This window comes from Wolbachia endosymbiont of Litomosoides brasiliensis (assembly GCF_013366805.1).
Classification (GTDB): Bacteria; Pseudomonadota; Alphaproteobacteria; order Rickettsiales; family Anaplasmataceae; genus Wolbachia.
On the sequence record NZ_WQMO01000003.1, the window covers coordinates 35,186 to 57,349 of the forward strand.

The 22,164-nt window shown below is 34.6% G+C and carries 13 protein-coding genes, 1 other RNA gene and 4 pseudogenes; 10 read left to right on the forward strand and 8 right to left on the reverse strand.

Going from position 1 to position 22,164, the window contains the following annotated elements; genetic code table 11:
- The first annotated feature begins 24 nt into the window (after positions 1-24).
- Positions 25-8,553, forward strand: coding sequence for a DNA-directed RNA polymerase subunit beta/beta' (locus GO684_RS01110; RefSeq protein ID WP_175938221.1), 8,529 nt, complete (start codon positions 25-27; stop codon positions 8,551-8,553).
- 287 nt (positions 8,554-8,840) lie between these two features.
- On the opposite strand, the pseudogene GO684_RS05040 reads toward GO684_RS01110, so the two are convergent.
- Positions 8,841-9,155 (reverse strand): annotated as a pseudogene (locus GO684_RS05040) (IS630-like element ISWpi10 family transposase); the annotation flags it as partial.
- Between the two features lie 185 nt (positions 9,156-9,340).
- Between GO684_RS05040 and ssrA the strand changes: the two are divergent.
- The 6 genes from ssrA to GO684_RS01140 all read left to right on the forward strand — a co-directional run bounded on the left by ssrA (position 9,341) and on the right by GO684_RS01140 (position 14,424).
- Positions 9,341-9,676: a transfer-messenger RNA gene (gene ssrA, locus GO684_RS01115) on the forward strand.
- A 21-nt stretch (positions 9,677-9,697) separates the two neighbouring features.
- A complete protein-coding gene (locus GO684_RS01120; protein ID WP_175938241.1) occupies positions 9,698-10,135 on the forward strand; it encodes a ClpXP protease specificity-enhancing factor SspB in 438 nt (145 codons plus the stop codon).
- 218 nt (positions 10,136-10,353) lie between these two features.
- Positions 10,354-10,632: a YggT family protein gene (locus GO684_RS01125; RefSeq protein WP_175938222.1), complete on the forward strand. Its 279-nt coding sequence runs from the start codon at positions 10,354-10,356 to the stop codon at positions 10,630-10,632.
- Entirely contained in the window at positions 10,633-12,750 is a 2,118-nt protein-coding gene (locus GO684_RS01130) for a DNA translocase FtsK (RefSeq protein ID WP_175938223.1), read from the forward strand.
- Between the two features lie 75 nt (positions 12,751-12,825).
- Positions 12,826-13,806 carry a phospho-N-acetylmuramoyl-pentapeptide-transferase gene (gene mraY / locus GO684_RS01135; protein ID WP_175938224.1) on the forward strand — a complete coding sequence of 327 codons (981 nt, stop codon included), beginning with the start codon at positions 12,826-12,828 and terminating at the stop codon, positions 13,804-13,806.
- A 6-nt stretch (positions 13,807-13,812) separates the two neighbouring features.
- The gene (locus GO684_RS01140) at positions 13,813-14,424 is read left to right on the forward strand and encodes a ribonuclease HII (protein ID WP_175938225.1); all 612 of its coding nucleotides are present in this window, start codon (positions 13,813-13,815) and stop codon (positions 14,422-14,424) included.
- Positions 14,425-14,429: 5 nt separating this feature from the next.
- Here the strand turns inward: GO684_RS01140 and GO684_RS01145 are convergent, their stop codons facing one another.
- From GO684_RS01145 to GO684_RS05050, 3 genes are all read right to left on the reverse strand, one after another.
- Entirely contained in the window at positions 14,430-15,098 is a 669-nt protein-coding gene (locus GO684_RS01145) for a VirB8/TrbF family protein (RefSeq protein ID WP_175938226.1), read from the reverse strand.
- A gap of 153 nt (positions 15,099-15,251) precedes the next feature.
- Positions 15,252-15,401: a hypothetical protein gene (locus GO684_RS05045; protein WP_246228177.1), complete on the reverse strand. Its 150-nt coding sequence runs from the start codon at positions 15,399-15,401 to the stop codon at positions 15,252-15,254.
- 15 nt (positions 15,402-15,416) lie between these two features.
- The gene (locus GO684_RS05050; RefSeq protein ID WP_246228178.1) at positions 15,417-15,725 is read right to left on the reverse strand and encodes a hypothetical protein; all 309 of its coding nucleotides are present in this window, start codon (positions 15,723-15,725) and stop codon (positions 15,417-15,419) included.
- Between the two features lie 511 nt (positions 15,726-16,236).
- On the opposite strand from GO684_RS05050, the pseudogene GO684_RS05945 reads away from it, so the two are divergent.
- A pseudogene (locus GO684_RS05945) lies at positions 16,237-17,170 on the forward strand (IS630 family transposase); the annotation flags it as partial.
- A 144-nt stretch (positions 17,171-17,314) separates the two neighbouring features.
- On the opposite strand, the gene GO684_RS01160 reads toward GO684_RS05945, so the two are convergent.
- From GO684_RS01160 to GO684_RS01170, 3 genes are all read right to left on the reverse strand, one after another.
- A complete protein-coding gene (locus GO684_RS01160) occupies positions 17,315-18,151 on the reverse strand; it encodes a DNA polymerase III subunit delta' (RefSeq protein ID WP_175938228.1) in 837 nt (278 codons plus the stop codon).
- 16 nt (positions 18,152-18,167) lie between these two features.
- Complete coding sequence (locus GO684_RS01165) at positions 18,168-18,755, reverse strand: L-threonylcarbamoyladenylate synthase (protein WP_175938242.1); 588 nt, start codon at positions 18,753-18,755, stop codon at positions 18,168-18,170.
- A gap of 117 nt (positions 18,756-18,872) precedes the next feature.
- Entirely contained in the window at positions 18,873-19,343 is a 471-nt protein-coding gene (locus GO684_RS01170) for a hypothetical protein (protein WP_175938229.1), read from the reverse strand.
- 75 nt (positions 19,344-19,418) lie between these two features.
- On the opposite strand from GO684_RS01170, the gene miaA reads away from it, so the two are divergent.
- Entirely contained in the window at positions 19,419-20,312 is an 894-nt protein-coding gene (gene miaA, locus GO684_RS01175) for a tRNA (adenosine(37)-N6)-dimethylallyltransferase MiaA (protein ID WP_175938243.1), read from the forward strand.
- Positions 20,313-20,470: 158 nt separating this feature from the next.
- Here the strand turns inward: miaA and GO684_RS01180 are convergent.
- Positions 20,471-21,448 (reverse strand): annotated as a pseudogene (locus tag GO684_RS01180) (IS630 family transposase).
- Between the two features lie 84 nt (positions 21,449-21,532).
- Between GO684_RS01180 and GO684_RS05055 the strand changes: the two are divergent.
- A pseudogene (locus tag GO684_RS05055) lies at positions 21,533-21,922 on the forward strand (transposase); the annotation flags it as partial.
- Positions 21,923-22,164 lie beyond the last annotated feature (242 nt).

Here is a 22,164-nt window from a genome sequence, read left to right on the forward strand (position 1 = left end):
TTGTAGTTAGTTTGAGGTATTTTAATGGTTGATTCTTCTTATATGTGTGCTTCTAGTGCTTTTATTCCTAGAGTTTCTTACTCTAGGTCAGTTGATTTAAAAGATTCTTTATCAGATTTAGTTAAAGTTCAAAAAGAGTCATACAAGTCGTTTACTCCTGGAAGTCATGGTAATGAAAGACTTGAGTCTATCTTTCATTCAGTTTTTCCAGTAAACGATCCTTTGCACAGAGCGACTATTGAGTTTATAAGTTGTAGGATAGATAATCCTAAGTACGATGAGTCTGAATGTATAAAACGTGGTATAACTTTTTCTGCTCGAGTTATTGCTTCTATACGCCTTGTTATTATGCAGGATGGTATTTCCCTTGACGAATATAAATCAATTAAAGAGAGTGGGGATCATTCTAAGCTTGCAACCGTTATAAAATTTATAGGGGAGCAAGAAGTTCATTTCTGTGAGTTGCCGATGATGACCGATAAAGGCACCTTCATCATTAATGGTGTAGAGAAAGTCATAGTTTCACAAATGCATAGGTCTCCTGGTGTATTTTTTGATAGTGATAAGGGAAAAACTTATAACTCTGGTAAACTAATCTATTCCGCTAGAGTTATTCCTTATAGGGGTTCTTGGCTTGATATTGAATTTGATGTTAAAGACCTCTTGTATTTTCGTATTGACAGAAAAAGAAAATTACCAATCTCGGTCTTATTAAAAGCATTGGGCTTATCAAATAATGACATACTTAATAGATTTTATGAAAAGATAAAATACATAAAATATAAAAATAGTTGGAAAGTACCGTTTGTTCCTGACAAATTTAAGGGAGTTAGATTGCCTTTTGACTTAATGGATGTTGAAGGTAATGTATTGTTTAAGGCTAACGTCCGTATTACTTCAAGATTAGCTAAAAAGCTGCATGATGATGGATTGAAGGAGTACTTAGTGCCTTTTGATTCTATATGTGGTTTGTTCCTTGCAGAAGATTTAATAGATAATGTTAGCTCTATGAGAATTTTATCTGCCGGTGAATCTATAAAGATAGAAGATGTAAAAAAGCTTGAGTTATTGTCCGTACGTGAAATATCGGTATTAAACATTGATAATTTATCTGTTGGTCCTTATATATTGAATACGCTTTTCTTAGACGAAAACATGTCTTATCAAGATGCGCTATATGAAATATATAGAGTCTTGCGCCCTGGTGAGGTTCCTGTGTTAGAAGCAGTAGAGGAGCTTTTTCATAATCTTTTCTTTAACCCTGAGTATTATGACCTATCTAACATTGGTAGATCAAAACTTAACTCTTATCTTGGGTTAAATTATGACGAGGATTTAACTGTTTTAACACATGAGGATATTATTGAAATTGTAAGAAAAATAGTATTGCTGCGTGATGGCCAAGGATCTGTAGATGATATTGATCATTTAGGAAATAGAAGAGTAAGGTCAGTTGGAGAGTTTATAGAAAATCAGTTTAGAGCTGGGCTATTAAAGCTGGAACGTGCAGTAATTGACTCTATGTCTACTTCTAGTTTAGATAAAGTTTCCTCATCTGACTTCATTAATCCAAAAGTGTTAACTAATGTCTTAAGAGATTTCTTCAACTCTTCTCAATTATCTCAGTTTATGGATCAGACTAATCCGTTATCTGAAATAACACATAAAAGGAGATTGTCAGCATTAGGTCCTGGTGGTTTAACAAGAGATCGTGCAGGATTTGAAGTGCGAGATGTTCATCCAACTCATTATGGAAGAATTTGTCCTATTGAAACTCCTGAGGGGCAAAATATAGGGTTAATCAACAGTTTAGCTATATATGCACGAGTTAACAAATATGGCTTTATTGAAAGCCCTTATAGAAAAGTAGTTAATAGAGTTGCCACTGATCAAATTGAGTACTTGTCTGCCATAGATGAAGGTTTGTATTATATAGCTGATACCAGCGCAAAGCTTGACAACAATAATTGTTTTGTCGACGACATGCTATACTGTAGATATGCTGGTAGTTTTGTCATGGTCAGTAGTGATCAAGTAAGCTACATTGACGTATCCCCCAAACAAGTAATATCAGTTGCAGCATCTTTGATCCCGTTTTTAGAAAATGATGATGCTAATAGGGCATTAATGGGTTCAAACATGCAACGTCAAGCTGTGCCTTTATTGAAACCTACTGCTCCTTTGGTTGGTACTGGCATAGAGTCTTTTGTAGCTTCTGGTTCTGGTGCTGTAGTTTTAGCAAAACGCGACGGCATAGTTGATAGTTCTGATAGTAACTCTATAGTTATACGCGCTTTTGATGAAAAAAGGGTTAATTACCTTGGTGTAGACATTTATCATTTAAAGAAATTTCAACGCTCTAACCATAATACTTGCATTAATCAAAGACCACTAGTGCATGTAGGTGATTATGTTAAAGAGGGTGATGTAATAGCTGATGGTCCTGCGATTAACAGTGGTGAGCTAGCACTTGGTCAAAATTTGCTGGTCGCTTTTATGTCTTGGCAAGGTTATAACTTTGAAGACTCTATTGTTATCTCCAGTGAAATTGTTAAAAAAGATCTCTTTACTTCAATACATATAGAGGAATTTGAATGTGTTGTGCACGATACTCCTTTAGGGTCAGAAAAGATAACTCGTGCTATACCTGGAGTTAATGAAGAAAATCTGTATCACTTAGATGATAGTGGTATAGTAAAAATTGGTACAAGAGTTGGTCCAGGCTATATTCTTGTAGGTAAAGTTACACCTAAACCTTCCCTTTTATTGCCTCCTGAAACAAAGTTATTAATGACGATTTTTGGTGAAAAGTCATTTGACTGTGCAGACTCCTCTCTATACACATCTCCAGACGTTGAAGGAACAGTAATTGATGTACAGGTCTTTACACGTAGAGGGGTCGAAGAAAACGAAAGGGCACTACTTATTAAGCAGAAAGAGATGAATGATCTAGAAAAAGAACGAGATTATATAATTAATGTTGCTAGTGAATATTTCTATGATGAACTGAAAAAACTTCTTGTTCATTCTTGCTTTCAAGATCAAGAAAAACTTGACGCTATTGAACGTGAACAGTGGTGGAGTATAGGATTAAGAAATCGATCTATTTCTGAACAAGTCAAGAGATTAAAAAGAGATTTTGATGAAAAAGTATCGAGTGTAATAGTACAGTTTAAACAAAAAGTAGAAAAGTTAGATGAAGGCTATGACTTACCTCAAGGTGTGTCAATGTCGGTAAAAGTTTTCATTGCTGTAAAACATAGCCTGCAGCCAGGGGATAAAATGGCTGGTAGACATGGGAATAAAGGGGTGATTTCTCGAGTTGTACCAGTGGAAGATATGCCTTATTTGGAAGATGGTACCCCTATTGATATTATCCTAAACCCTCTTGGTGTTCCGTCAAGAATGAATGTGGGACAAATATTGGAAACTCATGTAGGTTGGGCGTGTAAAAAATTAGGAGAAAAAGTAGGTAACATTCTGGATGAAATCAACAAGATTAACAGTGATTTCTGCAAGGAAATTAGATCTCTTGACGATAATAACTTTGCAAAATTTGCAGTGGTATATTTTGATAATAAAAAAGCTGAAGAGGTTAGTGATGATGAAATAACGGGTTTCCTTGTTAATGTATCTAATAAAGGTACACTCAGTGATGAATTGAACACGTTAGTAAGAGGTTATTTAAACTCTTATAAAAGTGCATGCGACAACTTACGTAGCTTCCTCATTGAGGTTTATAGCTGTGGTAGTGACGTATCTATTTGTAACAATATTCGTAACATTAGCAATAGTAACTTGATTGAATTTGCACATAAATTGCGTTATGGCATTCCTGTTGCTGCACCTGTGTTTGAAGGTCCGAAGGATAAAAAAATAACAAAATTATTTACACTTGCTGGCTTAGATCCTTCTGGACAAACTGAGGCATATGATGGCCGCACCGGTGAGAAATTTGACCGCAAGGTTACAGTTGGTTATATGTATATGCTTAAGCTGCATCACCTGGTCGATGATAAAATTCATGCACGTTCAGTAGGGCCTTACAGTTTGGTTACTCAGCAACCTCTTGGAGGAAAATCCCATTTTGGCGGTCAGCGTTTTGGTGAAATGGAGTGTTGGGCATTGCAAGCTTATGGCGCCGCTTATACTTTACAGGAAATGCTAACTGTGAAGTCTGATGATATTAATGGCAGGGTTAAGATTTATGAATCAATAATAAAAGGTGACAGCAACTTTGAATGTGGAACTCCTGAATCTTTCAATGTGATGATAAAAGAACTACGTTCTTTATGTTTAAATGTGGCTTTAAAACAAAATAATGTTGTTATTGAAGACATATCTCACACTAATATTGCACAGCCTTTTGATAAGATTGGAATATCAATTGCTAGCCCTGAGAATATTAAGTCTATGTCTTACGGAGAGGTAAAGGACGTCTCAACTGCAAATTATCGTACATTTAAAGTTGAAAAAGGTGGATTATTTTGCCCTAAGATCTTTGGTCCAGTCAATGACGATGAATGTTTGTGTGGGAAATACAAAAAAAGAAGACACAGAGGCCGCATATGTGAAAAATGCGGAGTGGAGGTTACATCTTCTAAAGTGAGAAGAGAAAGAATGGGTCATATAGAGCTTGCGTCCCCTGTTGCCCATATATGGTTTTTGAAGTCACTCCCTTCAAGAATTGGAGCATTATTAGACATGTCTCTCAGAGATATTGAGAATATTTTGTATAGTGATAATTACATTGTGATAGATCCCCTTATTTCTCCTTTTGAAAAGGGTGAGATTATTAGTGAGAAAACTTATAATGAAGCTAAAGATGACTATGGTATCGATAGTTTCGTAGCTATGCAAGGTGTTGAAGCTATAAGAGAGTTGCTAACTTGTCTTGATTTACATCAAATCAGAAAGGATTTAAGAATGGAATTAGAGTCTGTTACCTCCGAGATAAGAAGAAAGAAAATTATAAAGAGATTGCGTATTATTGAAAACTTTATTAAATCTGGAAATAGACCTGAATGGATGATACTTACTACTATACCTATTTTACCACCTGACTTGCGTCCTTTAGTGTCGCTTGAAAGTGGTCGTCCTGCAGTTTCTGACTTAAATCATCATTATAGAACTATTATTAATAGAAATAACAGATTGAGAAAACTATTAAGCTTGAATCCTCCTGAGATTATGATTCGTAATGAAAAAAGAATGTTACAAGAAGCAGTTGATTCTCTTTTTGATAATAGCCGTCGTAATGCTCTAACAAATAAAGCTGGTGCTATTGGATATAAAAAATCTATTAGCGACATGCTGAAAGGAAAACAAGGCCGTTTCCGCCAGAATCTCTTAGGAAAAAGGGTTGACTATTCTGGACGTTCTGTAATAGTTGTTGGCCCAGCTTTAAAGTTGAATCAATGTGGGTTGCCAAAAAGAATGGCTCTTGAACTATTTAAGCCTTTTGTTTATTCAAAGCTTAAGATGTATGGTATGGCTCCAACTATCAAATTTGCTAGTAAATTGATAAGAGCAGAGAAGCCAGAAGTTTGGGATATGCTGGAAGAAGTGATAAAAGAGCATCCTGTTTTGCTAAATAGAGCGCCTACTCTACATAGGCTTGGTATCCAAGCCTTTGAACCGATCCTTATTGAAGGCAAGGCTATACAGCTTCATCCACTTGTTTGTACAGCATTTAACGCAGATTTTGATGGCGACCAAATGGCAGTACATGTGCCGATTTCATTAGAAGCCCAGCTTGAAGCGAGGGTACTGATGATGTCAACCAATAATGTCTTAAGCCCTTCCAATGGTAGGCCAATTATAGTTCCTAGTAAAGATATAATACTTGGTATATATTACTTAACTTTGCAGGAGCAAACTGATAAAGAAGATGATGATTTACCATTTTTAGGCACTTTCGGTGAAGTTGAACACTCTTTGAGTGGTGGTACTTTACATATTCATTCTAATATAAAGTATAGAATGGAGTATAAAAATAGTGAAGGTGAAACTTGCTATAAAACTATTCGCACAACTCCTGGTCGCTTAATATTATGGCAGATTTTTCCTAAGCATGAGAATCTAAGTTTTGGTCTTGTAAATCAAGTATTAACAGTTAAAGAAGTAACCAGTATAGTTGATTTAATATATCGTAACTGTGGTCAAAGCGCTACAGTGGAATTTTCTGATAGGTTGATGGTACTTGGCTTTGAATATGCTACGTTTTCTGGTATTTCTTTTAGCCGTTGTGATTTGGTTATACCTGAAACTAAAGCTGAACACGTTGAGCGTGCAAGGGGTGAAATCAGGAAGTTCTCTATGCAATATCAAGATGGGCTAATAACTAGAAGTGAGAGATATAATAAGGTTATAGATGAATGGTCTAAATGTACAGATATGATAGCTAATGACATGTTAAAATCAATATCTATATATGACAGAGATAGTAAGTACAACTCAGTGTATATGATGGTTAATTCCGGTGCAAGGGGTTCTACTTCACAGATGAAGCAACTAGCTGGGATGCGAGGGCTTATGACTAAGCCTTCTGGTGAGATCATAGAAACACCTATAATTTCCAACTTCCGTGAAGGGTTAAACGTATTTGAGTATTTTAATTCTACTCATGGTGCACGTAAGGGTCTTGCTGACACTGCGCTTAAAACTGCTAATTCTGGATATTTAACTCGTCGTTTAGTTGATGTATCTCAAAACTGTATAGTTACAAAGCGTGACTGTAAAACGAAAAATGGCCTTGTTGTGAGAGCTACAGTTGAAGGAGGTACTATAGTTGCATCTCTAGAAAGTGTTGTATTGGGCAGAACAGCTGCAAATGATATATATAATCCAGTGACAAAAGAATTATTAGTGGAAGCAGGAGAATTAATTGATGAGGATAAGGTAAAGCAGATCAATATTGCAGGTCTTGATGCTGTAAAAATTAGATCACCTTTAACTTGTGAAGTAAGTCCGGGAGTATGTTCTTTGTGCTATGGAAGAGATCTTGCAACTGGTAGAATTGTTTCGATAGGTGAAGCAGTTGGTGTAATAGCTGCTCAGTCTGTTGGAGAGCCTGGTACTCAGTTAACAATGCGTACTTTCCACATAGGTGGAGTAATGACTAGAGGTGTTGAATCCTCAAATATTGTAGCTTCTATTAATGCCAAAATAAAGTTGAATAACAGTAACATAATTGTAGACAAAAATGGAGATAAAATTGTAATAAGTCGTTCTTGTGAAGTGGTGTTAACTGATAGTCTTGGTAGTGAGAAGTTAAGGCATAGTGTACCTTATGGTGCTAAGCTTTATATAGGTGAAGGTGAGTTAGTAAAGATTGGTGATAAGATTGCAGAATGGGATCCTTATACCTTGCCTATTATCACAGAAAGGACTGGTACAGTATTGTACCAAGATTTAAAAGATGGGGTGTCAATCACTGAAGTTATGGATGAATCTACAGGAATATCAAGTAAAGTAGTAAAAGATTGGAAACTGTACTCCGGTGGAGCTAATTTACGTCCTCGTATAGTGCTACTTGATGATAACGGTGAGGTAATGACACTCGCAAGCGGTGTTGAAGCATGTTATTTTATACCAATTGGTGCAGTACTCAATGTACAAGATGGTCAGAGGGTTCATGCAGGTGACGTTATTACAAGAACACCGAGGGAGTCAGTTAAAACTCGTGATATTACTGGAGGTTTGCCGAGAGTTATAGAGTTATTCGAAGCACGGCGTCCTAGGGAGCATGCCATTGTTAGTGAAATAGATGGTCATGTGGCATTTTCTGAGAAAGATCGGAGAGGAAAACGTAGTATACTCATAAAACCTTTAGATGAACAGATTCCTCCAATTGAGTACTTGGTGTCAAGAAGTAAGCACGTAATAGTTAATGAGGGTGACTTTGTACGTAAAGGTGATCTATTGATGGATGGTGATCCTGATCTCCATGATATTTTGCGTGTACTTGGGTTAGAAGCTTTAGCACACTATATGATTTCTGAGATACAGCAAGTTTATAGATTGCAGGGTGTTCGTATAGATAACAAGCATTTAGAGGTGATATTAAAGCAAATGTTGCAGAAAGTAGAAATTACTGATCCTGGTGATACTATGTACTTGATTGGCGAAAGCATTGACAAGTTGGAAGTTGATAAGGGAAATGATGTTATGAATAACTTTGGTAAGCGGCCTGCTTGTTATCTTCCTATTCTGCAAGGAATTACTAGGGCAAGTCTTGAAACTAAATCCTTTATTTCCGCTGCCTCTTTTCAAGAAACAACAAAAGTACTAACAGAAGCAGCATTCTGTGGAAAAGAAGATCCTTTAAGTGGGTTGAAGGAAAATGTTATAGTAGGAAGATTAATTCCTGCTGGTACAGGCTTGATTATGAGTAAGGTCAGGGCGCTTTCACTTTGTGATAATATAGATAAGTATGAAAAGTATTTTGATATTGAAACTTATGACGAGAAATCGTTAGGGAATAATGGTTGCCACTTATCTTCTGGAGAGGATGGGGGTGTAGCAGAATCACATTATAATCAGCCAAATTAAATGTAGCTAACAAAAACAGACGTGCTGTTTATAACTGTGTGAACGTTGGCGTAGCCCTATACTAATTCTTATTGTTAATGGGTCAAATAAATGGCATTGCAAAGTTATTTAGTTGTGAAATGAGAAAGGGGGGTAGTAAATTTGCACAAAGCGCTCTCAAGAAAAGCAATTGTATTACAGGCTTTATTGCGTAAATAGTCTTGTTAAGTTTTTTAAAAACTCTTCCTATCTACCTTTCTTGTTTATTGAATTGGTCTTGACATAATATATGAAAACTTCATTTTTTACATATTACGGTGTACTGTAAACTTGTTGATATTCAAGCTAAATTTTCCCTGGATTCTTATTCTCATTTCTTTAACGGTAATATTAGGTTCTCTTATATTCATGCTTCAACTTGTTCAAATTGACTCTGATTCAATCTGGTTTTTCTATGACGTTAAGGGGGAGTAAATAATTTTTCTTCTCTTCTAAATTCTATGTGCTTTATCCATGCAGTTAGTGCTGTTCTTGAAATGCAACATATTTTTGTTACTGCTGTTTATGCTGTGCTTTTTTGCTGCGATTACAACATTTAGTTTTTTTGCAACATATGCGTTATGCTAATTTCGTAACTTTTTCATCCATAATTTTGATTTCGATGCCATGTCGCTTATTTAACCCATTAACAATTAGAATTGGTATAAATATCTCTACTGCAGTTATGATCACATCGGCAAGCAGGTAAAGTAATTCTCTTTCTGAAAATTTTAATTTTATTTTAGCTATCGATTAACTTAAAGTTAAATATCTTGACGTTTATTAAATATTACTATATAATAGCTGAGTGTACTTTATACGCTATGGCAATAAAATTACCTTGTAATAGGTGTATTGGACCCGAGGGCAGTACTCGGCGCCTCCACCATATTTTCAGTTTACATGGGGGCGAGTAAGGATCGACATGCATAGTAAAGATGGTAACTTTGCTCGGTTAGATACCACCGCTAAGAGTTCATAATTTAAATGCAAACGATAATTTTGCTGCTGAAAACAATGTTGCGGTAGCTGCTTAATTTAAGCACTATAACTTCATTGCTATAAGCACGGTTTAGGGAACGCCGGGTAACAGAAGTTCCCCAGAATTCACATGTTTAAAATTTATATGGATAAGGCAAGTTATAAGAAATCACTCAATTCTGCCAAGTTTCAAGTTATCAGAAAGGCGTTAGGTATTATATCAGGTGGGAGCTTCACTCCTCACTTAGAAATATTATTTTTCACGTGTTTTAATAGTGTTATCATACCGGATTACTTAAGAAAGTCATATCCCACTCAAATGCTTATTATATTGCAGCATCAGTTTTATGATTTGAAAATTTTTGAGGATAAATTTAGCGTTAATTTGAGTTTTCGCGGGAAACAAGAGCAAGTTACCGTGCCGTTTTTTGCTATTGGTGAATTTCATGATAAAATTTCAGGAGATGTTTTAATATTTGACAAAATCAGTATCGATTTTGACAAAGAATATAAAAGTGAGAAATGTACTGAGAATTCGTTAAATGATAGTATTATATCTATAGGCCAACTGCGTGATAAGTAGTTATTTGTGGGATGTTTAAAAATATACTCTGTAAATAAAAAATAAGCGAATAGAATTATCAGACTTGCTACCAAAACTTTAAATATATTTCTACGCAGTCACCTTCCACAATAAGTTCTCTAACTTAGGGTAAAATAACGTGTTGAGCTTGAAAAGGGGGATTGATTTAAAATTCCTAAATACTTATCTTTTATATAATTTTCATATAATGGACACGCATGCATCCAATCATATATTTACTGAATATGTTGCTTGATCTTTATAGCTTCATTCTAATATGTTGGATTGTTCTGGATTGGTTGATCAAGCTTAATGTAGTAAACATGTATAACGAAGTTTTAAGCAACATAATGCACACTTTGGACAGGCTCATCCATCCACCGCTAAAAGTTGTCAGGAGGTATATACGATCACTCAACGGGTTGGACTTATCTGTAATGATATTGCTAATAGCAATTCACTTTGTAAAATATACAATAACTTACTACTTTAAGTAGATGCTAAAAAAATATTTGAAAGCAGCAATATACTTGTCGCTTTTAATGTACATATATATGTCAGTTTTTAGCTATAACTATGAAGATCCATCCTTAAACACAGTCACAGATAAAGCAGTAACGAATTTAGGTGGAATAGTAGGTTCTTATTTAGCTGATATATTAGTTCAATTTTTTGGATTAATTAGTGTTACAATAGCCACCACTGTAGTTTATTTTTTGATCTTTAGACCATCAAGAAGGCTACTGAAAATTCTCTACTCAATATTAATTAACTTGGGGATATGTGCTGTATTACCACAACTTCCACTGGGCATCACTGCGGGATATATGCACAGTGGAGTAATAGGAAATGCACTAATTAATAACTGCCCCTTTTACATGTTCATGATAGCAGTGTTAATAGGTATTATAGGGCTAATTGGTTGGAGGAGAACAATTTACTTGTTATTCCTCTTATGTAAAAAAGCAGCTTCTCTTTTTGTAAGGGTTTTGTTTTTTAGGTTATATAAAGCCGCTGAGTACCCGACTGTACCATTAGTAGTGGATAAAAAATACAGAGCTAAAGTTGCTACTAGGCAGCAACCAAAAGAAATGCGGAAGAAAGTTGTTGAAGAGATTTTTGAATCTTTCAACGAGTTTAAGTTTCCAAGTGTCCACTTACTTTCTAAAGCAGAAGAATCTTTACAGAGAAAGCAGCTAAGTGAGATGGAGAGCAATAAGAATTTACTTTTGCTGAAGCAGGTCCTTAGTGATTTTGGCATACAAGGAAAAATTATTAGTGTATGTTATGGACCAGTTGTAACTTTATATAAACTTGAACCACAAGCTGGCACAAAATCTGCAAGAGTAATTGGCCTTGCAGATGATATTGCGCGTTCAATGAGTGCATTATCTGCGCGTATTTCAATAATACGTGGACAAAATGCTATGGGAATAGAATTGCCAAACAAGGAACGAGAAATCGTTATGCTGCGTGACTTACTTGAATCATCAGAATACCAAAATGCAAATTTAAACCTTCCAATTGCGCTTGGTAAAGAAATAAGTGGGAAACCAGTTGTTGCTGATCTGGCTAAAATGCCTCACTTGCTTGTTGCTGGGACTACAGGATCAGGTAAATCAGTTGCAGTTAACACTATGATTCTCTCACTCGTTTATCGGTTAAGTCCTGATGCATGTAAGATGATAATGATCGACCCAAAGATGCTTGAGCTTTCAATATATGATGCAATACCACACTTAATAACGCCGGTAGTAACAGAGCCAAAAAAGGCTGTTATTGCTCTTAGGTGGGTAGTAAAGGAGATGGAAAATCGCTATCGCATGATGTCATATTTGAATGTACGCAATGTAATAAACTATAACCAAAAAATCACAGAAGCGATGAATAGTGGGATAGAATTGGAGCGTGTTGTACAGATTGGGTTTAGCTCAACAACAGGTAAACCCTTATTTGAAAAGATGCCAATCAAGATGGAGACATTTCCGTATATTGTAGTAATTATAGATGAAATGGCAGATTTGATGCTTGTTGCTGGCAAGGAAATAGAGTGTTCTATTCAACGTTTAGCTCAAATGGCTCGTGCTGCAGGAATACACATTGTAGTAGCAACACAACGTCCATCTGTGGATGTGATAACAGGTGTGATAAAAGCGAACTTTCCAACGAGAATCAGTTTTGCCGTCACTTCTAAAATAGATAGCAGAACAATACTTGGTGAACAAGGTGCTGAACAGTTGCTTGGTATGGGTGACATGCTCTATATGGCTTCTGGTGGTAAGATTATTCGAGTTCATGGCTCATTTGTGAGTGATGAAGAGGTGCAAAATATAGTTGATCATCTGAAAACGCAAGGTGAACCAAACTACATGGAGGAAATCACAAAAGAAGATTCCTCTGCAGAATTAGAAGGTGAAACAGAGGATGGAGAGAATGATCTATACAAGCAAGCGGTAGCTGTCATTCAAAGGGATCAAAAAGTTTCAACTAGTTACATTCAACGACAGCTTAGAATAGGCTATAACAGAGCTGCAAATATTGTTGAAAGAATGGAAAAAGAAGGTATTATCAGCGCTCCAAATTACTTAGGAAAGAGAGAGATATTGGTAGAGTGACTACCAATATCTCTGCGTTATGATATATTTATGAGTATCCGATATGGTATTCAATCAGTTAGTTTAAATGGATAGATGAAGTTGCCTGCAAAAATATTTTTTACCTCATTTATTCTTGGGTTTATTCTTTCTCCTTATTTTATAAAATTTCTAAAAAAAATTAGCAAAAATAGACAACCTATCAGGTTCTGTAGTCCAGAAAGTCATTTAATTACAAAAAGAAATACACCTACCATGGGCGGGATAGTAATACTGGCTTCTTCTTTGCTACCAATTTTATTTTGGGTTCAGTCAACACCAGAGATTCTGTTGCTAGTGTCTATAACTCTATCTTTTGCTCTAATTGGGTTCATTGACGATTATTTAAAGTTAAAAGCAAATAGCTATCGAGGGTTAAGCGCAAAAACAAAAATACTCATCCAATTTATTGTTGCACTGGTTGGCATATCTGTATTTAAGCTATGCTTTGCTGAAGATTTTGCAAAAACGGTCCTATTTAAAGGAGTAATGATTGACTTTGGCTACCTATATGTTCCATTTGCTGCATTTGTAGTGGTTGGCTCTTCTAATGCTGTGAACCTCACAGATGGCCTAGATGGCCTTGTGGCAACTCAAATCATTACTTCTTTTGTTTCTTTGGGATTAGTTGCATATATGACTCAAGCAGATATAAGTGTTGTCCTATTCTGCATCGCATTTATAGGCGCGACTTTAAGTTTCTTGTGGTTTAATATGCATCCAGCAAAAATGTTTATGGGTGACATTGGCAGTTTATCAATTGGTGCAGCTCTAGGATTAACTAGTGTTTTAATTAAAAGAGAAGTGCTTTTTGCTATTATTGGAGTGATCTTTGTGATAGAGACTTTATCTGTTATTATTCAGGTATCGTACTTCAAATATACAAAATTTAAGTATGGAAAGGGAAAAAGGATTTTTCTTATGACACCAATACACCACCATTTTGAAAAGAAGGGATGGTCCGAAAACGAAATAGTTATAAAATTTTTGATAATTACTGTTATCTGTTCAGTTTTCACTGTTGCTTTCTTGTTATAGAAGCTTATGGCATGTCCGGATTTTACATTAGAAAATAAGTTATCAGGAATGATAGCAGGAGTAGACGAAGTTGGAAGGGGACCACTAGCTGGTCCAGTAATATCCGCGGCTGTAGTGTTTCCTAGTAGAAGTATAATCATTGAAGGAATTAACGACTCAAAGAAATTGACCGCTAAGAATAGGCAAATTCTATATGAAAAAATAATATCCATTGCAAAATTTGGTATAGGGATAGCAAGTGTAGCAGAAATAAATTCATATAATATTTTGCAAGCAACGAAACTTTCAATGGAACGTGCGTTGGTAAAATTAGGTATAGAGTTAGATTATGTGCTAATTGATGGTAATCAGCCACCTAAAGCAAGATGGCAAGTAAAGTCCATAGTAAACGGCGATAGTTTAAGCATATCAATTGCAGCGGCTTCAATCGTTGCAAAAGTTACAAGAGATAAACTGATGCAAGAATTGCATAATCAATATCCAAAATATAACTGGTATAAGAATAAAGGATATGGAACAAAAGAGCACATAGATGCCATAAACCTTTATGGTGTTACAGGGCATCATAGAAAGAGCTTCGCACCTATTTTGAGCTCTATTAAACGGGCACTACTTTAACACGGTTACTTATATTCATAACCATTAACAATAAATTTAAATGGTATTATACCAGCTAGAGTTGCCTTTATATTTGACAAAGTAAAGCTAATCTCAATAGTATGGTCCTTCATTTCCTTATTTTGCTCAGTTGTGGAAATCACAGTAGCATTTCCAACAAACGTGATTAGATCTTTGATTGATCGGTCAATAGACAATTTTATTACATTTATGTTGGAAATTTTTCTTTTAGATGAAGATAAATCACTAGCCTCATCGTTCATTTTCTTCTGAAAGCCTTGATAGATTTTATGTGTAGAGTTATTTTTTATGAAATTTTCCTGGTACTCTGGCTCAACAACTTTATTAGATTCATACATTTCAACATATTTACTCATTAAGTACCTTGCTACAGAAGTGTATTCATCTTCATCTTTTTTAAAACTAAGTTTGCGTATTACAGAAAACTCATCCTCTGTGTGACTTACATACTTCACGAAGTTTAAATCTTTTTTAATAGGGAACAATAAGTATATATTTAATAGTAATAGGCACAGGCACACTAGGAGGCACAATACTATCAACGCCATCCAAGACCTTTCTGCTACGCAAAACAGATACCTATGACAGTACCATTCAATTGCTTTACTGAAATAACTATTATTCTTTACTGATTCAAGCAGCTTGTCTTCCATAATGGAGAGCACTATTGAATTATTATAACAATAATAAACCCTAAAAACTTTAAAATATATTTAAATTTCTCAAAACAGGATGAATAATTATATCACCTTATCCAGCGATAAGATAGAATTTGTTGATTTTACTCATATCTACATTTATCGTTTTTACACTAAAATTTTAGGATTATAAGTATCACTTTCTGCACTTTTGTGATAATTATAGTAATGTAATTTATCTTGGTTGTTAAAACAACCAAATTCATCAGCAAGAGCTTCCACCTTTCTACCTTTATCACCTTTAACTAGCCCAAACAAGTCGAATGAATGGTTTTAATACTTGGGCTCAACAGCTCTTTCCGCGGTGAAAAATTTAGGTGCATGACTAACACGTTCCTTAAATTTTAGACTATAAGTCTTTTTTGCACTACTAAAATCCACAAGCTTATATTCATCTAAAGCGTTAAAATGTTGTGGATCATGTTTTTTATATTCAAAAAACTCATTACCTAAAATGTTACAAAACTTTAATTTATAATTGCCTTCATTTGATTTAACAACTTTAAGGCAATGAAAACCTCTAGTAATTTTTGCCTCCTCTTTCGTAATATGATTGCGTGCAACTAGCTTGCCATTGAACATGTGATAGCCAATTCTGGCAAAGTAGCTATATTGATTGCATTTGTTTAGCTTAAAATTTGCTTCGCAAATACCATTCGATAGCTCTTTCCACTTCTCTAAGGTTACATTCTGATCTGAAGCTATATTTTTAATTCAGCTTGGTTCTTTCTGTATGCTTGTGCCAATCCTCATTGTTAGTTGGTTAAATGAGTGGTATTACAGAGTTGTTTAATTGTGGAGCGAGAAAGAGAGGTAGTAAATTTGCACAAAGCGCCCTCAAGTAAAGCAATTTTATTACAGACTTTATTACGCAGAATATTCTGTTTTATATAGAACAAAAGTCTCTAACAAGATTGAGTTCGGGTGAGCATGGTGGCAGGTACATAATCTCGATACTTTAGGTACTTTTAAATTTTTTGACTTATGCCAACTAGCATAATCCATAATAAGAAAGGCTTCTCATAATATGAGGAACGAATAGACAATGATGGAAAAGAAGCCATACTGGAGTAAATAAGATAGCAAGATTTAAATGGTGTTGCAATCAAAACTGTTGAATGAAAAATCGTAAAATTAGCAAAAGAGATGCTGAAGAAAGTACGAAGTAGTGCAATGTTACAAAAAAACTAAATGCTGTGCACAGCATAACAGCTGTAGCAGAAATATGCTGCATTTCAAGAATAGCACTAACTGCATGGATAAGCACTAAAATTTGGAAGAGAGGAAAAATTGTTTACTCCCCCAACTTTGTAGAAAAACTAGATTGAATCAGAGTCAATTTGAAGTCTGGACACAAAAGAAACTAATATTACCATTAAAGAAATGAGAGTAGGAATTCAGGAAGAATTTAGCTTAAATGTTAGCAAATCTACAGTACACCGTAATATGCAAAAAATGGAGTTTTTATATATTACGCCAAGGCCGATCGCAATGAACAAGATGGAGGTAGCGAGAAGAGTTTAAAAAAATCTAATGGGACTATTGGTAAACACCCTGAACAAGAGTTATTTTTCTTTGGTGAATCATGGTGGCACACATTTGAAAGTTAGACACGGGTGATTTTTAAAGGGCGTTAGAACACAGGTTAAAGTAAAATTAGGTAGAAAAAATTTTTATCTCCTACAGTGCAGTTAATCATAGAAATAGAGGGAGTTCTAGCTTATTTGTACCTAATGTCGACACTGATTGTATGAATATATTTCTTGAACAAATATTGCAATATTTAAGAATATGAGAAGCCTTTCTTATCATAGATAATGCTAGTTGGCATAAGTCAAAAAATTTAAAAGTACCTAAAGTATCGAGATTATGTACCTGCCACCATGCTCACCCGAACTCAATCTTGTTAGAGACTTTTGTTCTATATAAAACAGAATATTCTGCGTAACTTGAGGGCGCTTTGTGCAAATTTACTACCTCTCTTTCCTCGCTCTGCAGTTAAACAACTCTACAATGTTACTTATTTGACCTTATTAATAATGAGAATTGGTATCGGTACGGCTTTTATTAAAACTTCTACTGATTGTCGTACAGTTGATTTGCTATCAGTCAAATCAAGTGCTTCAAATATTAAACTAACAAAATTTTATCACAGATTTATATTAAAAGTATTATGCTTCGTAAACTGATACTACGATATTAACTGCGTTAGTTAAAACGTGTTTTTTATCTAAGTGAAGCTGTCCAGCAGCAGAAAAAAGTTCATCTATTTTTCTCCATTGATTAAGTAAGATTTCGATATTATTGGCCTCTCTCTTTATGTTTTCTAGAATGAAGGCCTGAATTATATATGATGCTAGTTCCAGTTCAACTTCGCTATTAATTACTTTATTAATTGCATCAGGATTCTTTAGATTATGAAGGAATTTATAAAAGCACTTGTATGAGTTATAAGTATCACTACTTATTGCATTTATTATTATTCCTGGCATTCCAGGAAATAGAGTAGTGATTTCGTCAAATGTGCTATCGTCCAATTTACACTGAGATAAAACAATTTGCTTTGTTTCATTGTAAGTTAATGGCAGTAAATTCAGCTGAAAACACCTGCATTGAATAGTGGTTTGTGTATTGTACGGCCTATGGCTAATTATGAATATTTTAGAGTTTTTTGGCGGTTCTTCTAATACTTTTAGTATTGCATTTCTAGCGTTGTTCGTCATTGCTTCTAGGCTATCTATTATAGCTATCTTGTATTCTGATTGAATAGGACTTAAGTACAGAGAGTCTTTCACTTCTCTCACTTTTTCTACTCCAATGATGTCGCCTTCAACAATGTGTAAATCCAATGCTACTTCATTACGGTTTTTTGCAAGAAACCAATTGGAAAAGGATTTTGCGAGTGTTGCTTTTCCTATACCTTTTTTACCACAGATTAACCAAGATTGAACAGATAAGTTATCCATCAATCTTTTTTTAGCTTGATCATGACCTATTACTTTTTTCATTTTTTTCTTATAGATTTCAGTCTGAAAGCATATTATTTACTGCTTGCAATGAAATTGTGCCTTCTCTTAAAACCTTAACCTTATCCCCAGTTAAGTCGATAATAGTAGATTCTATACTAGACACCAATTCATCATCTTCAATCACTGCAGATAAATGTTGCTTAATAGGTTGAGGTATATCGCTTGCCTTGCACACACTTTTTTCTCCCGAAACATTTATACTGGTTGCAACTATTGGAGTTTTCAACCCATTTAATATTGAAATTGCAATAGGGTGATCAGGTATTCTTATTCCTATACTACCTTTAAAGAACCTATTTGGCAATGTGTTGTTATTTTTGAGCGGTAAAATATAGGTAATTGGCCCCGGAGAAAAGTGATTTATTAAATTAATATGTTTTTCCTCTAGACTTACTATTTTTGCCAAACTGCGAACATCACTAACAAATATAGATAGTGGCTTATCTTGAGAGCGTTTCTTTACCTGATATGTTTTCTCGATAGCTCCACCATCTAGTGCATTGCAAGCAAGAGCATACACTGTTTCTGTTGGAAAACACACTAGCAAATTATTCTGTATTGCATTTATTATTTCAGCTATCATATAGCTAAACTTAGCAATCAGATTGGCCTTTTGCATAAGTAGTTGAATAGTTGCTTATATTAAACTTTGCCAAAACTTTCTAGTTAGTGTGAATGTTACAAGTTTACCGCAAATTTGCTAGATTCCAAATTCTTCATTAATTTTATCAACTATTTCTGGTGACGGATCATCTCCCCACCCTGAGTATAAAACCTCTCCATAATCCGCAACATCCATAGAACCAGTTCTACTTTTTGCGAGAAACATTTCTTTCTTATCTTTATCAACTAATACATAGTGCCATGCTGATCTTCCGCGATCTTTACCACGGACTAAATATATAAGATCTGACCTACTTCTTCTTGTTGCATCAGCAAAAGATCTTTCATTGACAGTTCTGCTTCTACCTTTTATGCTAGCACTCTCAGAAAAAGCTTCTTTTGGTTCAATTTTTTTGCTTACTAACTGGGAAATTTTTTTTCTCTCTTCTAGTGCACGTGCTTTGGTGTTTTGAGATGAATATTTACTAGAAAAACTTCCTCCTGTGCTGTTAGAACTCCTGTTTGCAAAACGCTTAGTAAATGAATTATCGTCGTTGTTTTTTACCATAAAAATCTCCAAATTTTAGATTGTGGAATCTAAATTTTTACTACACCCTACCATATGTTAATTAAATTAATACTAATGAGAGATAAAATAATAATTATTACAGGAATCACAGCTTCAGGTAAATCAGAATTATGCAATGACCTGATAAAAAAGTATGGAAATATTAACATAGTAAACTGTGATTCAAAGCAGGTGTACAAAGAAATTCCCATAATCACTGCTCAGCCACCAAAGCAAGAAGAACTTTATAAACTATATGGTTATGTTCCAGTAAAAGAAAATTATTCTGTGGGTTTATGGCTAGAAGATTTGAAAAGAGAAATTGATTACGCATTAGAAAATGCGCGAATGCCTATTCTCACTGGAGGAAGTGGGCTTTATATTAGTAGTTTAATCAAGGGTTTATCGGCAATACCAAAAATAAGCGAGGAAGTAAGAAAAAATGTAAGTGAGCTCAGGAAAAATTTAAGTAAAGAGGAGTTCTACAAATTAGTGCTAAGCACAGACTCAAAAATTCAAGGTAAAATATCCGCAAATGACTCGCATCGCCTTTCAAGGGCACTTGAAGTTGTTACTGCAACTGGCAAGTCAATTTTCTTATGGCAAGAAAATAAGCAGCCTCCTTTATTCGATAATTTTAAGATATATATAATTTTGCCTGAACGTGAGGACGTATACCGAAAAATAAATTCTCGTTTTGTTTCAATGATTGAAAGTGGGGCGGTTGACGAGGTAAAAAAACTACTTAGCATGAAACTAGCTCCACACTTGCCAGCTATGAAAGTGCACGGAGCACCAGAAATCATAAAGTACTTAAAGGGTAAGATTACTTTAAGTGAGGCAATACAAATCGCTCAAACGAACACAAGGCATTACGCAAAACGTCAGTATACCTGGTTTAAAAATCAATTCCCAAATTCTGAAGTAATTGACTGTGCAAAAAAGTTGATAGGGTTTGAGATATTTTGATTATTATCAAGGTGAAATATCATATCACTTATATTATAATCCTTTAGTTTCTTAGAAACATGATGGGCAATTTACCATGTTTATATATGTTACACCATCTTTTCCATCTTGGGATTCGAGTGTGAATTTTACTGATACCAATTCTCATTTTTAGTAGGTCAAATAAATAACATTGCAGAGTGAGAAAGAGAGGTAATAAATTTGCATAAAGCGCTCTCAAGAAAAGCAATTGTACTACAAACTTCATTACGCAAAATGTTCTGTTTTATATACAATAAAAGTCTCTTAATAGGATTGAACTTGGGTGAGTATGGTGGTAGATATATGATCTCGATATTTTTAGGTACCTTTAAATTTTTTGACTTATGCTAATTAGCATAATCCATGACAAGAAAGACTTCTCATGTTTTTAAATATTGCAATATTTGTTCAAGAAATATATTCATACAATCAGTGTTAACACATTCGGTGCAAGTAAGCTGGAATTCTTTCTATTTCTAGGGTTAACTGCACTGTAGAGACAAAAGTTTTATCTACCTATATTTTACTTTAGCCTGTATTTTAACGTCCTTTTTAAACTACCCGTGTCCAACTTTCGAATGTGTCTGCAGTTCTTTAAAAAGGAACCCTTGTTCAGGATACTTATCAATAGTCTTATTGAGTTTTTTTAAAACGCCTCTTATCTATCTTTGTCTTGTTCGTTGTAAATTGGTCTTGGCGTGATATACGAAAGCTTCATTATTTTATATGTTATAGTCTACTGTGGACTTGCTTATATTCAAGCCAAATTTTTCTGATTCTTGTTCTCATTTCTTTAATGGTAGTATTAGAGTTTTTTGTATCCATGCTTCAGCTTATCCAAATTGACTCTGATTCAATTTGGCTTTTCTATGAAGTTGAGGGAGGAGGGATAAAATATTTTTCTTCTCTTCCAAATTTCAGTGATTTATCCATGCGGTCAATACTGTTCTTTTGAAATGTGGCATATTTTTATTATAGCTGTTATGCTGTGTTTTTTTTGCTGCAATGACAGCATTTAGTTTTTTTGCAACATATGCGTTATTTTGCACTTCCTTCAACATTTCTTTTGCTGATTTCTCGACTTTTTCATCCAATAATTCTGATCTCAACGCCATTAAACCTCGCTATTTTATTTACTTTAGTATGGCTTCTTTTCTATTATTGTTTACCGTTACTTGTACAGTGGTAATTGGTATAGGTATCCTGAACAAGAGTTATTCATCTTTGATGGATTGTGGTTTGCACACGTTCAAAAGTTGAACACAGGTGGTTTAAAAAGGGCGTTAGAACATAGGTTAAGGTAAAATTAAGGTAGACAAAATTTTTATCTCTATCTAAAAACATGAGAAGTCTTTCTTGTCATGGATTATGCTAATTAGCATAAGTCAAAAAATTTAAAGGTACCTAAAAATATCGAGATCATATATCTACCACCATACTCACCCAAGTTCAATCCTATTAAGAGACTTTTATTGTATATAAAACAGAACATTTTGCGTAATGAAGTTTGTAGTACAATTGCTTTTCTTGAGAGCGCTTTATGCAAATTTATTACCTCTCTTTCTCACTCTGCAATGTTATTTATTTGACCTACTAAAAATGAGAATTGATATTAGCCCCATTTATTAATGTACCAATTAAAGTTTCGTCTGTACTTTGCCATTAATGACAAGCCTTGTTCTTTGAAGATCAACATACATAGTTGCTCCAGAATTTGCTCCCTTTATTGCCTTTTGGAGCTCTTAACTTATTAAAATCAGGTTTTTCAGCCTGAGCTTTCAGCATAAATGCTGGATTTTCCTTATTAATATCTTGATATATGTTGCTAATG